This is a genomic window from Bacillus sp. PK3-037 (genome assembly GCF_054161355.1).
Window position 1 is genome coordinate 795170 of the sequence record NZ_CP096408.1, and the last position, 14828, is coordinate 809997.

General features: G+C 45.6%; 13 protein-coding genes and 1 other annotated feature. Of the genes, 10 read left to right on the plus strand and 3 right to left on the minus strand.

What is annotated here, in order from left to right; all coding sequences use genetic code 11:
• The first annotated feature begins 2 nt into the window (after window positions 1–2).
• Window positions 3–1037 carry a glycosyl hydrolase family 18 protein gene (locus M1D69_RS04085; RefSeq protein WP_458104481.1) on the plus strand — a complete coding sequence of 345 codons (1035 nt, stop codon included), beginning with the start codon at window positions 3–5 and terminating at the stop codon, window positions 1035–1037.
• Between the two features lie 97 nt (window positions 1038–1134).
• Window positions 1135–1373: a binding site (T-box leader), on the plus strand.
• Window positions 1374–1441: 68 nt separating this feature from the next.
• Complete coding sequence (locus tag M1D69_RS04090; RefSeq protein ID WP_458104480.1) at window positions 1442–2785, plus strand: amino acid permease; 1344 nt, start codon at window positions 1442–1444, stop codon at window positions 2783–2785.
• Window positions 2786–2819: 34 nt separating this feature from the next.
• Here the strand turns inward: M1D69_RS04090 and M1D69_RS04095 are convergent, their stop codons facing one another.
• Window positions 2820–3737: a DMT family transporter gene (locus M1D69_RS04095; protein WP_458104479.1), complete on the minus strand. Its 918-nt coding sequence runs from the start codon at window positions 3735–3737 to the stop codon at window positions 2820–2822.
• A gap of 98 nt (window positions 3738–3835) precedes the next feature.
• Between M1D69_RS04095 and M1D69_RS04100 the strand changes: the two genes are divergently transcribed.
• Window positions 3836–4708 (plus strand): LysR family transcriptional regulator, encoded by an 873-nt coding sequence (locus M1D69_RS04100; protein ID WP_458104478.1) that lies wholly within the window; start codon window positions 3836–3838, stop codon window positions 4706–4708.
• Between the two features lie 161 nt (window positions 4709–4869).
• Window positions 4870–5880: an LLM class flavin-dependent oxidoreductase gene (locus tag M1D69_RS04105; protein WP_059292524.1), complete on the plus strand. Its 1011-nt coding sequence runs from the start codon at window positions 4870–4872 to the stop codon at window positions 5878–5880.
• A 46-nt stretch (window positions 5881–5926) separates the two neighbouring features.
• Here M1D69_RS04105 and araR read toward each other — a convergent pair whose 3' ends face one another.
• Window positions 5927–7015 (minus strand): arabinose utilization transcriptional regulator AraR, encoded by a 1089-nt coding sequence (araR, locus tag M1D69_RS04110; protein ID WP_044159159.1) that lies wholly within the window; start codon window positions 7013–7015, stop codon window positions 5927–5929.
• Between the two features lie 203 nt (window positions 7016–7218).
• Here araR and araE point away from each other — a divergent pair, with 203 nt between their 5' ends.
• The 3 genes from araE (at window position 7219) to gap (ending at window position 10988) form a co-directional block, all read left to right on the plus strand.
• Window positions 7219–8613, plus strand: coding sequence for an arabinose-proton symporter AraE (gene araE / locus M1D69_RS04115; protein ID WP_458104477.1), 1395 nt, complete (start codon window positions 7219–7221; stop codon window positions 8611–8613).
• 298 nt (window positions 8614–8911) lie between these two features.
• Window positions 8912–9934 carry a gapA transcriptional regulator CggR gene (cggR, locus tag M1D69_RS04120; protein ID WP_458104476.1) on the plus strand — a complete coding sequence of 341 codons (1023 nt, stop codon included), beginning with the start codon at window positions 8912–8914 and terminating at the stop codon, window positions 9932–9934.
• 46 nt (window positions 9935–9980) lie between these two features.
• Window positions 9981–10988 (plus strand): type I glyceraldehyde-3-phosphate dehydrogenase, encoded by a 1008-nt coding sequence (gene gap / locus M1D69_RS04125; RefSeq protein WP_010331916.1) that lies wholly within the window; start codon window positions 9981–9983, stop codon window positions 10986–10988.
• Window positions 10989–11100: 112 nt separating this feature from the next.
• On the opposite strand, the gene M1D69_RS04130 is transcribed toward gap, so the two are convergent.
• Window positions 11101–11253 (minus strand): hypothetical protein, encoded by a 153-nt coding sequence (locus tag M1D69_RS04130; protein ID WP_024122894.1) that lies wholly within the window; start codon window positions 11251–11253, stop codon window positions 11101–11103.
• Between the two features lie 47 nt (window positions 11254–11300).
• Here M1D69_RS04130 and M1D69_RS04135 point away from each other — a divergent pair, with 47 nt between their 5' ends.
• The 3 genes from M1D69_RS04135 to gpmI are packed head-to-tail and all read left to right on the plus strand — an operon-like array spanning window position 11301 to window position 14805.
• A complete protein-coding gene (locus tag M1D69_RS04135) occupies window positions 11301–12485 on the plus strand; it encodes a phosphoglycerate kinase (RefSeq protein ID WP_458104475.1) in 1185 nt (394 codons plus the stop codon).
• Window positions 12486–12515: 30 nt separating this feature from the next.
• Window positions 12516–13277 carry a triose-phosphate isomerase gene (gene tpiA, locus M1D69_RS04140; RefSeq protein WP_268360916.1) on the plus strand — a complete coding sequence of 254 codons (762 nt, stop codon included), beginning with the start codon at window positions 12516–12518 and terminating at the stop codon, window positions 13275–13277.
• Window positions 13270–14805: a 2,3-bisphosphoglycerate-independent phosphoglycerate mutase gene (gene gpmI / locus M1D69_RS04145; protein ID WP_024122892.1), complete on the plus strand. Its 1536-nt coding sequence runs from the start codon at window positions 13270–13272 to the stop codon at window positions 14803–14805. The genes tpiA and gpmI overlap by 8 nt, the downstream gene beginning before the upstream one ends.
• The last annotated feature ends 23 nt before the right edge of the window (window positions 14806–14828 follow it).

Consider the following 14828-nt stretch of genomic DNA (forward strand, 5'->3'; position numbering starts at 1 on the left):
ACATGAAAAAATGGCTGATCATAGCTGTTTCACTAGCGATTGCGATCGTTCTGTTTATGTATACAAAAACAGAAGCAAAGGCGGCCGGTATGACATTAGGCTATACAACCGGGGATACGGCATCATACAATTCTCTTACGAAATACCATAAATATATCAGCTCCATTGCCACTGATACGTTTGCGTTTGATAAAAACGGACGTGTGATTGGCGATGTCCCGAGCAAGCAGCTTACATACGCGAAGAAAAATAAAATCAAAACATGGGCCGTCATTTCCAATTATAATGACGCTATTTATGATTTTGACGGAAACTTAGCGAATCGGGTCATGACTGACAAAACAGCGAGAAAACGATTCACAGACCAGCTCATTTCTTTGGCAAAAAAGCACCACTATTACGGGGTCAATATTGATTTTGAGGCAGTTAAACCGAAAGACCGTTCTGCATACTCAAGCTTCATTCAATATGTCTCACAAGCTTTGAAAAAGAAACATATCAAAACAATGGTTTCCGTTCCGGCCAAAAACGCCGATAATAAAAACGATGACTGGAGCTGGCCGTATGATTATGCGAAAATCGGGAAATATGCCGACTATGTGCAAGTCATGACTTACGACGAACATGGCGTTTGGGGCGAACCGGGCTCAGTGGCGAGCACAAGCTGGATCAAGCGCTCGCTGCAGTTTTCTGTCAAAAAAATCAAAGCAAACAAAGTGATCATGGGGGTCCCTGCGTACGGATATGATTGGGATCTGAAAGACGGAAGCAGCAGCTCAGCGAAGGAATGGAATGACATCAAGCCCCTCATTAAGAAGCGGAAAGCAAAGCCGGCATTCAATAAAAAAACAGGTTCTATGACGTTTTCTTACACTGACAAAAAGAAACATAAACATGTCGTTTGGTATGAAAATGAAAAAACAATCGAAACAAAAAGCCGTCTGGCGAAACAATATAAAATAGCCGGTGTCTCTGTCTATGCTTTAGGACACGAATCGGAATCCTTCTGGAAGGCCATTCAGAAAGGAACAAAATAACAATTTCTTTTTTCTCGCAAGTTATTGACAGAGAAAACAGAAGCACGTATATTATGTTAATATATTCAGATCATAAAATTTAAGTTTTTCAGAAAACTAAAACACATAGATTGGGAGCAGTAAAAGAAAGGTATCAGAACAGAGAGCTGCGGGATGGTGCGACGCAGCCTGATTCTTCTTTGAACTCGCCCGGGAGTGGTAGGACGAAACGGAATAGATTGAATATTCCCCATGTTTTAACGGCTAACCTTCGTTACAGGGTCAAAAAGCTGGATTCTTCTAGGAAGGATCAACAAGAGTGGTACCGCGGTCAGCCGAAGGCTCGTCGTCTCTTTATCTATTCGTATAGATAAGAGACGGCGGGCTTTTTTGTTTTTGAAGACGAGAAGGAGAGGAAAAAGAGGATGAAAAAGGACAATCAGACGTTAAAACGCACGATGACGTCCCGCCATATTATGATGATGGCGCTGGGCGGAGCAATCGGAGCGGGTTTATTTAAAGGAAGCAGCTCGGCAATCGATGTGGCAGGGCCATCGGTCATTATCGCATACCTGCTCGGCGGCATTATTTTGCTGTTTATAATGCAGGGGCTCGCAGAAATGGCTGTGCGCAATCGAAACGCGAGAACCTTCCGTGATCTTGTGGAGCAGGTGTTAGGAAATTACGCCGCTTATTTCTTGGACTGGATCTACTGGAAAATGTGGGTGCTTAACATTGCGGCTGAGGCTGTTGTAGCTGCGATCTTTATTCAATATTGGCTGCCGGGCTGTCCGATCTGGGTGCTGGCATTAGCGATTTCTCTCGTTGTTACGATTGTGAACTTGCTTTCTGTAAAAATCTTCGCCGAAACTGAGTATTGGCTGGCTATGATCAAGATTACCGTTATTGTTATCTTTATTTTATTAGGATTGCTGCTCTTATTTGTATCATTCGGTGATCACACAGCTGCCGGGTTTTCGAATCTGACAGAGCACGGCGGATTTTTCCCGCACGGAGGAACCGGGCTGATCACAGCGATGCTTGTCGTCATCTATTCCTATGGCGGAACAGAAATTATCGGTGTGACACTGGCTGAGACAAAAAATCCGGAAAAGGTTGTCCCGAAAGCAGTCCGCAGCACATTAACACGGATTGTCGCGTTCTACCTGCTGCCGTTTTTCATCATTGTCAGTCTGATCCCGTGGAATCAAGTGAATTCAGTTCCTGAAAGTCCTTTCGTCATGGTCTTTAAAATGGTAGGCATTCCGGGGGCGGACCATATCATGAATGCAGTCATCCTGCTTGCCATCATTTCCTCTATGAATTCAGGTTTATACGGATCGTCCCGCATTTTGTATACACAGGCAACTGACGGAAGACTGCCGCGGATCTTTTCTAAGCTTTCATCGAAAAACGTTCCGATGTTTGCGATACTGATGTGCACTTCTTCTTTATATATTGGTGTATTGATTTCTCTGTTCGCCGGAAGCCAGACATTTAATTACTTAATGGGGTCACTGGGATATACAGTCTTATTTATTTGGCTGATCATCGGATTGGCCCATTTGAAATCAAGAAAACATCAAACAGAAACACCGGCTTATTATGTCAAATGGTTCCCGTACACCACATGGTTTGCGATTCTGGCATTACTCGCCATTTTGATCGGGGTCATCATGACAACGTCAATTGTCATTACCATCATTACTGCGACGATCTACCTTTTGATTACGATTGCGTATTTGGTCAAAGGACGCAAGCACCAGTAAATAAAAAAACTCTTGTCATTAGACAAGAGTTTTTTTAATGGGCAGCCTTCTCATTTACACCGAGCGCTGCCGCTTTCTGAGCCTTTGATTTTGTATTGACGAGGCAAATGCTTGTGACAATCAGAACAAGGCCTGCCAAGAGGCTGACGGTTAACGGCTCATGCAGGAAAATCGAGCTGGCCACGATGGAAATGAGCGGAATCAAAAAGGTGTAGGAAGCGACCTTGCTTGCTTCTCCAGAACCGACAAGGGTAAAAAAGACAAGCCATCCAAGCGCGATGACAAACACTGAGATGAACAGCAGACTGACGACAAACGGGACTGTCCATTGGATCGCGGAAAAACTCTCTGTCCAGAAGCCGGATACGAGCAAAAATACGCTGCCGATTGTCAGCTGCAAGGCGACCATCCAGATGGAATCAACGCGGCTGCCTGTTCTTTTCATAAATACTGTTCCGAGTGCCCAGCTGAGCGCGGAACCCAGAGCCAGCAGAACTCCTATGACAGAAATATGCCCGTCAAAGCCCGCGGCACTGATGACTGCAACCCCGGCAAAACCGAGCACAAGCCCGATCACTTTCATCGCAAACATGGATTCGCCGAGCCACATCCAAGAAAAGACACCCATCAGCACCGGCTGAAAGAACACGATAGCTGAAAAGAGACCAGCCGGAAGATAATTCAGCCCAATCGTTTGCAGGCCGTAGAATAACGTAATATTTAAAAGAGCAGAAACAAGATAAATCGGCCACGTCTCTTTAAAACGCAGTTTGTGAATACGCGGCAATGCGACAATCACTAATAAAAGCCCGCCGATCAGCGTCCGGATGCCCGCAAACAATAAAGGCGGCGAATAGGCGAGCGCGGCTTTCGACAGCGGCCAATTGACCCCCCACATGATAACGAGAAAGGCGAGAAGGAGCGCTGTCCGCGTTTTTGATAGCTGCTTCACTTTTGATCACTCCTTGTAGAACATTTCCATCATATGATACGGTAGAACATAAGATAAATAAAATGAATCTTTTTTATGAGGAGCATAAGTAAATTGTTATGACCATTACGCAATTAAGAGTTTTCGTCAAAGTAGCTGAAACGGGGAGTTTTACAAAAGCGGGACAGGCGCTGAACATGACACAGCCGGCTGTCAGCCATGCCATTTCCGCGATTGAAGCCGAGCTTGATGTGAAACTGATCATCCGTGACCGCCGAAACGGCTTGATGCTGACAGACACAGGAAAAAAGATCTTAGTCCATATCAGAGAAGTGTTAAAAGGAATCGAAAAAGTTGAGCAGGTCGCAGCGGCAGAAAAAGGGCTTGAGCTGGGAACAATTCATATTGGCACATTTCCAACCGCTTCCGCTTATTTTATGCCGAAGCTGATCAGCGAGTTTAAACAAAGGTATCCGAAATTGGAGCTTGTTTTGCATGAAGGAACCGTAGATGAAGTCAAGGAGTGGCTTCACACGCGGATGATCGATGCCGGCATTCTTCTGTATCCGGCAGACGAGATGGAGTACATTCGGCTGAAAAAAGACAAAATGGTTGTCGTGCTGCGTGATGACCACCCGCTGTGCACTCGCACGGCCATCACGCTGAAAGATCTCGATTGTGAGCCGATGGTTGTCTGCGACGGCGGCTATGAATCACCTTTTATCGATAAGTTCAAGCAAGCTGGTTCAACGCTGCACACTGCTTTCACTGTCTATAACATTAACACCTCGATCAGCATGATCAAAGAAGGCTTGGGGCTGGCGATTTTATCAGAAATGTCCATGTCGGGAATGCCGCTGCCGGAGCATGTGGTCACGCGGGATCTCGATCCGCAGGTGTATCGGGATGTGCAGCTTGCCGTTCCTTCATTACATGAGGCTTCTTTGGCGGCTAAGCTTTTCATTGAGATGGCACAGGAGCTGTTTGCGTAAAAATCAAAATGAAGAAACGTCTTTTTTATTGTTCGAATTTCATCGAATCAAATTCTTTTCATCCTAAACGCAGTTGTGATAAGGTGTGATAGAAGTCCTTTCGATAAAGACATAGCAGCATGAGGCTGTTTACTTATATCACAACTGCAAAGGAGAACAATATGTCTAACAACCAACGCAAAGATACCTTGCTTTCTGTCTTGAATTTATCTCCTGTTGTTCAAGGGGGAACGATAGCAGAGTCATTCCGAAACAGCATGGACTTGGCGCGCCGTGCAGAGGAGTGGGGCTATCACCGTTATTGGCTTGCAGAGCATCATAATATCGAAGGTGTCGCAAGCTCTGCCACCGCGGTTCTAATCGGCCATATAGCCGGCGGCACAAAGAAAATCCGCGTCGGTTCCGGCGGCATTATGCTTCCGAATCACTCGTCACTTGTCATCGCTGAACAATTCGGCACCCTGGAAACACTGTATCCCGGACGGATTGATCTGGGGCTCGGACGTGCACCGGGAACAGACCAATTGACTGCAAGGGCGCTCCGCAGAAACATCAGCAGCGGTGAAGATTTCCCGGAACAATTAGAGGAACTGCGCAATTACTTTAAACCATCAGGAAACGTGCGCAATCAAGTCCGCGCCATTCCGGGAGAGGGCATAGATGTGCCGATTTGGCTGCTGGGCTCAAGCGGCTTCAGCGCCCGTCTGGCAGGTGAGCTGGGTCTTCCGTTTGCATTCGCTGCCCATTTCTCACCGGCGAATACCGTTCCCGCTTTGGAGCTGTACCGCAATTCCTTTACACCGTCAGAAGTGCTCGATGAACCGTATGCGATGGTCGGCGTAACGATTATCGCCGCAGATACAAACGAGAAAGCGCAGCATCTGGCTACATCGCATTACCAGCGATTCCTTGATCTTGTCCGCGGCACGCCGAACCAGCTGAAGCCGCCAGTAGAAGACATGGATCAAATCTGGAGCCCATATGAAAAAGCAATGGTTCATGAGCAGCTCAGTTCAACCATTGTTGGCGGTCCTGAAGAAGTGAAAGAAAAGCTTGAAGACTTTGTCAAAACGACTCAGGCCGATGAAATTATGGTCAACTCAGAAACCTTTGAACACGCTGACAGAATGCGTTCATTTGAAATCGTGGCTGACATTTGGAAAAACAGATAAAGGCCATAAAAAAGCAATGTAAAGGGAAAACCCATACATTGCTTTTTTATTCATTCAGCTTTCTTGCGGACTGGCGGATGATCAGCTCAGGCTCAAAAATGACATCTTCCTGCTTAGGCTTTTTATGCTCCAAACAGTCAATAACATATTTTGCAGCCGCTTTTCCCAGCACAGACTTCGGGTGCTTCACAGAGGTTAATTTCACCTCGGAGATTTGCGCGAAATGAGAATCATCATACCCAACGATGGACATATCCTCAGGCACCTTGATATCCATCTCCCGAAGCATATCAATCACCTTCAGTGCAATTTCATCATTATAGCAAAGAATAGCAGTCGGCATGTTTTTGCTGTTTTTCTCCAGTGTCTCTTTTACTTTCTCCAGCAGCCTTGATTCCTTTTCTTCCGTCGTAAACGTCACAATCATATCAGGAGAAGGAAATAACTCACGCTCACGATGCGCCTGTATGAACCCGTTCATCCGTTTGACACCCTGCGTGTCATCAGCTTTAAAAATACCCATCATGTGCGTATGGCCGAGAGAGAGCAGGTGCTCGGCCGCCATCACGCCGCCTTTCACATCATCCAGAGTAAAACTTGGTGCGGCAAGCTCGGCGTATGACGCATTAATCATCGCAAAAGGAATGCCGTTTTTCTCTAAATTGAGATAGTAGCCAATATTCGGCGTTTGCAGAGCGCTTTTTGTCGGTTCTACAATCAATCCGTCAATATGCTGTGACAGCAGGTTTTCTAATCCTCTGCGTTCATTGTCCGGATTGTTGTTTGTGCTTGTCAAAAGCATAGAATATCCCTGCTCACTTAAATAAGACTCGATTCCCCTAATGATGCTCGGAAAAATATAGTCTGATATGTAGGTCGTCAGAACGCCGATCGTTTTATTGGAATGCAGCGCTGATTTAGCAGAGCGTGAAGCGACAAAGGTGCCCCCGCCTTGCACGCTGTAAAGCAGGCCTTGCGATACGAGATCTCCAATGGCTTTACGAATGGTATGCCGGCTGACGCCAAATTGCTGCATTAACTCGTTTTCGGTAGGGATCTTTTGATCGGGCAGAATTTTACCTTGATTAATCCATGAACTGATTTCTTCTTTTACTTGAGCATATTTTGGTAACATATCTAATCCTCCAAAATGTATACGGACAAATTTTAGTATATCACAGTGATCTATACAAGAAAACATTGACAGAAAATGCAAACAGGATTATTCTATATTTGTACGTACTAATAAACAATAATTTTCATTAAATTTTTAAATAAGTACGTACAATTAGAAAGAGAAATGTAAACGCTTTACTCAACTTTCGGGAGGGCAGAGAAATGAAGAACACTCCAACTCAATTAGAACCAAATGCTCCTGTAACAAGAAGCCATTCAATGGGATTTGTGATTTTGATATCATGCGCGGCGGGGCTTGGCGGTTTATTGTACGGCTATGACACTGCAGTTATTTCTGGTGCTATTGGTTTTCTCAAGGATTTATACAGCCTGAGTCCGTTCATGGAGGGGCTTGTCATTTCAAGCATTATGATTGGAGGAGTTGCGGGAGTCGGGATATCCGGGTTCTTAAGCGACTGGTTCGGGCGCAGAAAAATCTTAATGACAGCGGCCCTGTTATTTGCGGTATCAGCAGTTGTTTCTGCTGTTTCACAAGACGTGTCGACCTTAATCATTGCAAGGATTATCGGAGGTTTAGGGATCGGAATGGGTTCGTCATTATCCGTCACTTATATTACGGAAGCGGCGCCGCCCGCCATACGAGGAAGTTTATCTTCCTTATATCAGCTCTTTACGATACTGGGTATTTCCGCAACGTACTTTATTAATCTCGCTGTCCAGCGTTCCGGAACATATGAATGGGGCGTGCAAACCGGCTGGAGATGGATGCTCGCTTACGGAATGGTGCCATCCGTTATCTTTTTCCTTGTCCTGCTGGTCGTGCCGGAAAGTCCAAGATGGCTGGCGAAAGCAGGCAGAACTAAAGAAGCGTTATCGATTCTGACACGCATTAATGGAGAAACTGTCGCAAAAGAAGAATTGAAGAACATTGAAAACTCATTAAAAATAGAACAAATGGGATCACTATTACAGCTCTTCAAACCAGGCCTCAGAAAAGCGCTTATCATTGGAATCCTGCTGGCGCTCTTTAATCAAGTGATCGGCATGAACGCCATCACCTACTACGGACCGGAAATCTTTAAAATGATGGGATTCGGACAAAATGCCGGATTTGTGACAACCTGTATTGTCGGTGTCGTGGAAGTCATTTTTACCGTCATCGCAGTTTTATTGATTGATAAAGTCGGGCGCAAAAAACTGATGTCCATCGGTTCTGCATTCATGGCTATTTTTATGATCTTAATCGGAACGTCGTTTTATTTTCAGTTAACAAGCGGATTTATGCTGATCTTCTTTATATTAGGGTTTGTCGCCGCGTTCTGTGTATCGGTCGGGCCGATCACATGGATTATGATTTCTGAAATTTTCCCGAACCATCTGCGGGCGAGAGCCGCAGGGATTGCGACCATCTTCTTATGGGGAGCAAACTGGGCGATCGGACAGTTTGTGCCAATGATGATCAGCTCGTTCGGACTTGCCTATACGTTCTGGATCTTTGCCGTCATTAACATTCTCTGCTTCCTGTTTGTCGTCACAATCTGTCCGGAAACGAAGAATAAATCGCTCGAAGAGATTGAAAAGCTCTGGATAAAATGAAAACGCTTTTAAATATGCAGCCCTTTCGATTGAGAGGGTTCTTTTATTTTGTGCGCACCATTAACGGTTTGCTGTATAAGATAGAGATATAAAGGGAAAAATAATGAATAAGAAACGCAGCTGCATGAAAACTGGGCGAATATTGTCGATGAATTGGCTCTTAACAGTTGAATAAACATTTCCACCCTGTTAAAATAATTAAAGAAAGCAGAAATAATTTTTTTTGGCTATGATGGGACGTTTTTTGTCATAGCGGGACGTTTGATGTCCAGCAAAAAAAGGAAGGAACGTTTGAGTCATGAACCAGTTAATACTAGCTCAAAAAAAATTATTGCCTGATCTTCTGCTCGTTATGCAAAAGAGGTTCGAAATCTTGCAGTATATCAGGCTGACAGAACCCATCGGCCGCAGAAGCCTGTCTGCCAGTCTCGGAATCAGCGAGCGTGTGCTGAGAGGCGAGGTTCAGTTTTTGAAGGAACAGAATCTGGTCGATATTAAAACAAACGGCATGACGCTGACAGAAGAAGGTTATGAACTGCTTTCCGTTTTAGAAGATACGATGAAAGATGTTTTAGGTTTGACGCTTTTGGAAAAGACATTAAAAGAACGTTTAAATCTAAATGATGTCATTATTGTATCCGGAGACAGCGATCAATCCCCATGGGTCAAAAAAGAAATGGGAAGAGCGGCTGTCGCATGTATGAAAAAAAGATTTTCAGGCAAAAATATCGTCGCTGTGACCGGCGGTACGACAATTGAAGCTGTCGCCGAGATGATGACGCCGGATTCTAGAAACCGCGAGCTTTTGTTTGTGCCTGCAAGAGGCGGGTTAGGCGAAGACGTAAAAAACCAGGCGAACACCATATGCGCGCATATGGCGGAAAAGGCTTCAGGCACTTACCGGCTTTTGTTTGTTCCAGGGCAGCTGTCACAAGGCGCCTATTCATCTATTATTGAAGAACCTTCTGTCAAAGAGGTGCTGAACACGATTAAATCAGCGAGTATGCTGGTTCATGGAATCGGCGAAGCTAAAACTATGGCTGAGCGGAGAAACACACCTTTAGAAGACTTAAAGAAAATAGATGATAACAACGCGGTGACAGAAGCGTTCGGCTACTATTTTAACGCGGACGGCGAAGTGGTCCACAAAGTGCATTCTGTCGGAATGCAGCTGGATGACATAGACGCCATTCCCGATATTATAGCGGTAGCGGGCGGATCATCAAAAGCCGAGGCGATCGAGGCTTACTTTAAAAAGCCGCGTAACACGGTTCTCGTCACTGACGAAGGAGCCGCAAAGAAGTTATTAAGGGATGAATAATCCCTCAATATAAATATCTCTCACTTATTTAAAGGAGGAAACAATCATGGCAGTAAAAGTCGGTATTAACGGTTTTGGTCGTATTGGACGTAACGTATTCCGCGCAGCATTAAACAATCCTGAAGTTGAGGTAGTAGCGGTTAACGATTTAACAGATGCTAACATGCTCGCTCACCTTTTACAATATGATTCTGTACACGGAAAATTAGACGCTGAGGTTTCAGTTGACGGTAACAACCTTGTTGTTAACGGTAAAACAATTGAAGTTTCTGCAGAACGCGATCCTGCTAAACTTAGCTGGGGTAAACAAGGCGTTGAAATCGTAGTTGAATCTACTGGTTTCTTCACAAAACGCGCAGACGCTGCCAAACACTTAGAAGCTGGCGCGAAAAAAGTAATCATCTCTGCTCCTGCTAACGAAGAAGATATCACAATCGTTATGGGTGTTAACGAAGATAAATACGATGCGGCTAACCACGACGTTATCTCAAACGCATCTTGCACAACAAACTGCCTTGCGCCGTTTGCAAAAGTACTTAACGACAAATTCGGCATCAAACGCGGTATGATGACAACAGTTCACTCTTACACAAACGATCAGCAAATTCTTGATCTTCCGCACAAAGACTACCGTCGTGCGCGTGCAGCAGCTGAAAACATCATCCCAACTTCAACTGGTGCTGCTAAAGCAGTTTCTCTAGTTCTTCCTGAACTAAAAGGCAAACTGAACGGCGGAGCAATGCGTGTTCCAACTCCAAACGTTTCTTTAGTTGACTTGGTTGCTGAACTGAACCAAGAAGTAACAGCTGAAGATGTAAACGCAGCTCTTAAAGAAGCGGCTGAAGGAGATCTTAAAGGAATCCTTGGCTACAGCGAAGAGCCATTAGTTTCTGGCGACTATAACGGAAACAAAAATTCTTCTACAATCGATGCTCTTTCTACAATGGTTATGGAAGGCAGCATGGTAAAAGTAATCTCTTGGTACGATAACGAAAGCGGCTACTCTAACCGCGTTGTTGACCTTGCAGCTTACATCGCTAAAAAAGGTCTTTAATTCATAGCTGAAAAAAGGACCTTACTTGGTTCTTTTGAATAGAAGCGCTATAATGAAAGCGGACAAGGGAAGGGGACGGACTCCCTTTCCCTTTTTCCATGAAGACCGGCTTTCAGAAAACGTTCTGTGAAAGAGAAGCATCTGCGTTTTGCAGCTTTCCGGCGCCTTCGCCTGCGGCCACTGCCCTGGCTTCAGACGATCTGCCCTGTGCCGAAAAGTATGCGATCTGCCCTCGCGGAGTAATCGCTTGATCAGACGGTTTCACGTTTTTCGTGCTGTATGCAAACCATTTTGAAGGAGGATCTCCTAGGCATGAATAAGAAAACTCTCAAAGATATCGACGTAAAAGGCAAAGTTGTATTCTGCCGCGTTGACTTTAACGTTCCAATGAAAGACGGGGAAGTAACAGACGATACACGTATCCGTGCTGCGCTTCCAACAATCAAACACCTTGCAGACCAAGGCGCGAAAGTCCTTCTAGCGAGCCACTTAGGCCGCCCGAAAGGCGAAGTCGTTGAGGAGCTTCGTTTAACTCCTGTCGCTGCACGTCTCGGCGAACTGCTTGGCAAAGAAGTGAAAAAAGCGGATGAAGCTTACGGCGATGCTGTAAAAGCACAAATTTCCGAGATGAAGGACGGAGACGTTCTTGTATTGGAAAACGTACGTTTCTACCCTGGTGAAGAGAAAAATGATCCTGAGCTTGCAAAAGCATTTGCTGAGCTTGCAGATGTATATGTAAATGACGCATTCGGTGCTGCCCACCGCGCTCACGCATCTACAGCTGGAATTGCCAAGCATCTGCCAGCGGTTGCAGGTTTCTTAATGGAAAAAGAGCTTGATGTACTCGGAAAAGCGGTTTCTAACCCTGACCGCCCGTTCACGGCGATCATCGGCGGAGCGAAAGTAAAAGACAAAATCGGTGTCATCGAAAGTCTTCTTGATAAAGTAGACAACCTGATCATCGGCGGAGGTCTTGCTTATACATTCGTTAAAGCGCTTGGCCATGAAGTCGGTAAATCTCTTCTTGAAGAGGATAAAATCGAGCTTGCGAAATCATTTATGGACCGCGCGAAAGAAAAAGGCGTTAACTTCTATATGCCTGAAGATGTACTCGTTGCAGATGATTTCTCTAATGATGCAAACGTAAAAATGGTGCCGATCTCTGAAATCCCTAGTGATTTAGAAGCGATTGACATTGGTACGAAAACACGCGAAACGTATGCTGATGTCATTAAAAACAGCAAACTTGTCGTGTGGAACGGGCCGATGGGCGTATTCGAAATCGACTTGTTCGCTCAAGGAACAAAAGCGGTTGCGGAAGCATTGGCAGAGGCAAAAGATACATACTCTGTCATCGGCGGAGGAGACTCTGCGGCAGCGGTTGAAAAATTCGGCCTTGCTGACAAAATGAGCCACATCTCAACAGGCGGCGGCGCATCCCTTGAGTTTATGGAAGGCAAAGAGCTTCCAGGGGTAGCTGCACTGAACGATAAATAATCTCAAAACTGCTATAAGGAAGTGGAACAGATGAGAAAACCAATTATCGCCGGTAACTGGAAAATGAACAAAACACTCGGCGAAGCTGTCAGCTTTGTTGAAGAAGTGAAATCTTCCATTCCAGCAGCAGACAAAGCGGAAGCTGTTGTTTGCGCGCCAGCGCTTTTCCTAGAAAAGCTGACTTCTGCTGTTAAAGGCACTGACCTTAAAGTCGGCGCTCAAAACATGCACTTCGAAGAAAGCGGCGCGTTCACAGGCGAAATCAGCCCGGTTGCTCTGAAAGACCTTGGCGTTGACTACTGTGTCATCGGCCACTCTGAGCGCCGTGAAATGTTCGCTGAAACTGATGAAACAGTTAACAAAAAAGCACATGCTGCTTTCAAACACGGCATTGTGCCGATCATCTGTGTGGGTGAAACGCTTGAAGAGCGCGAAGCCGGCAAAACAAATGATCTTGTTGCTGACCAAGTGAAAAAAGGCCTTGCTGGTCTTTCTGAAGAACAAGTTGCTGCTTCTGTTATTGCGTATGAGCCAATCTGGGCAATCGGAACAGGCAAATCTTCTACAGCGAAAGATGCGAACGACGTGTGTGCACATATCCGTAAAACCGTCGCTGAAAGCTTCGGCCAAGAAGCGGCAGACAAGCTTCGCATTCAATATGGCGGAAGCGTAAAGCCTGCAAACATTAAAGAATATATGGCAGAGTCCGATATTGACGGTGCTTTGGTCGGCGGCGCGAGCCTTGAGCCACAGTCATTCGTTCAATTATTGGAGGAAGGTCAATATGAGTAAAAAACCAGCTGCACTCATCATTCTTGATGGGTTCGGATTACGAAATGAAACAGTAGGGAACGCAGTCGCTTTGGCGAAAAAACCGAATTTTGACCGCTATTGGAATCAGTATCCTCATCAGACACTGACTGCTTCAGGCGAGGCTGTAGGTCTTCCTGACGGACAGATGGGGAACTCCGAAGTAGGCCACTTAAATATCGGTGCGGGCCGTATTGTGTACCAAAGCTTAACACGCGTAAATGTTGCCATTCGCGAGGGAGAGTTCGAACGCAATCAAACATTCCTTGACGCGATCAGCAACGCGAAAGAAAACGACAAAGCCCTGCATCTGTTCGGTCTATTATCAGACGGCGGCGTGCACAGCCATATCAATCATTTATTCGCGCTGTTAAAGCTTGCGAAAAAAGAAGGGCTGACAAAGGTATATATCCATGGCTTCCTTGACGGCCGTGATGTAGGTCCGCAAACAGCGAAAACGTACATCAACCAGCTGAACGAACAAATCGAGGAAATCGGTGTCGGAGAAATCGCCAGCATTTCCGGACGCTACTACTCAATGGACCGCGACAAACGCTGGGACCGTGTAGAAAAAGCGTACCGTGCAATGGCATACGGCGAAGGCCCGACATACCGCAGCGCACTGGATGTTGTTGATGATTCATATGCGAATGGAATCCACGATGAATTCGTTATTCCATCTGTCATCACAAAAGAAAACGGTGAGCCTGTTGCGAAAATCGAAGATGGCGATTCTGTGATTTTCTATAATTTCAGACCGGACCGCGCCATTCAGATTTCCAACACGTTCACGAACAAAGACTTCCGCGATTTCGACCGCGGCGAGAATTATCCGAAAAACCTGCATTTCGTCTGCCTGACTCACTTCAGTGAAACAGTTGACGGCTATGTGGCGTTTAAACCGATAAATCTTGATAACACAGTCGGAGAAGTATTATCTCAGCAAGGATTAAAACAGCTTCGAATTGCAGAAACTGAAAAGTATCCGCACGTCACGTTCTTTATGAGCGGCGGCCGTGAAGCTGAATTCCCGGGTGAAGAGCGTATTCTCATCAACTCGCCGAAAGTTGCAACATACGACTTGAAGCCTGAAATGAGTGCGTATGAAGTAAAGGACGCGCTTGTCAAAGAAATCGAAGCTGACAAGCATGACGCGATTATCCTTAACTTTGCAAACCCAGACATGGTCGGCCACTCCGGAATGGTTGAACCTACAATTAAAGCGATTGAAGCAGTGGACGAATGCTTAGGCGAAGTCGTTGACGCGATTCTCGCTAAAGGCGGACACGCCATCATTACCGCTGATCACGGTAATGCTGATATTCTGATCACAGAATCAGGCGAACCGCACACTGCACATACGACAAATCCAGTCCCTGTCATTGTTACGAAAGAAGGCATCACGCTGCGTGAAGGCGGAATCCTAGGCGACCTTGCACCAACGTTATTAGACCTTCTCGGTGTTGAAAAACCGAAAGAAATGACTGGAACATCTTTAATTCAAAAATAAGCTGAAAATCAAAGGAGAGACAA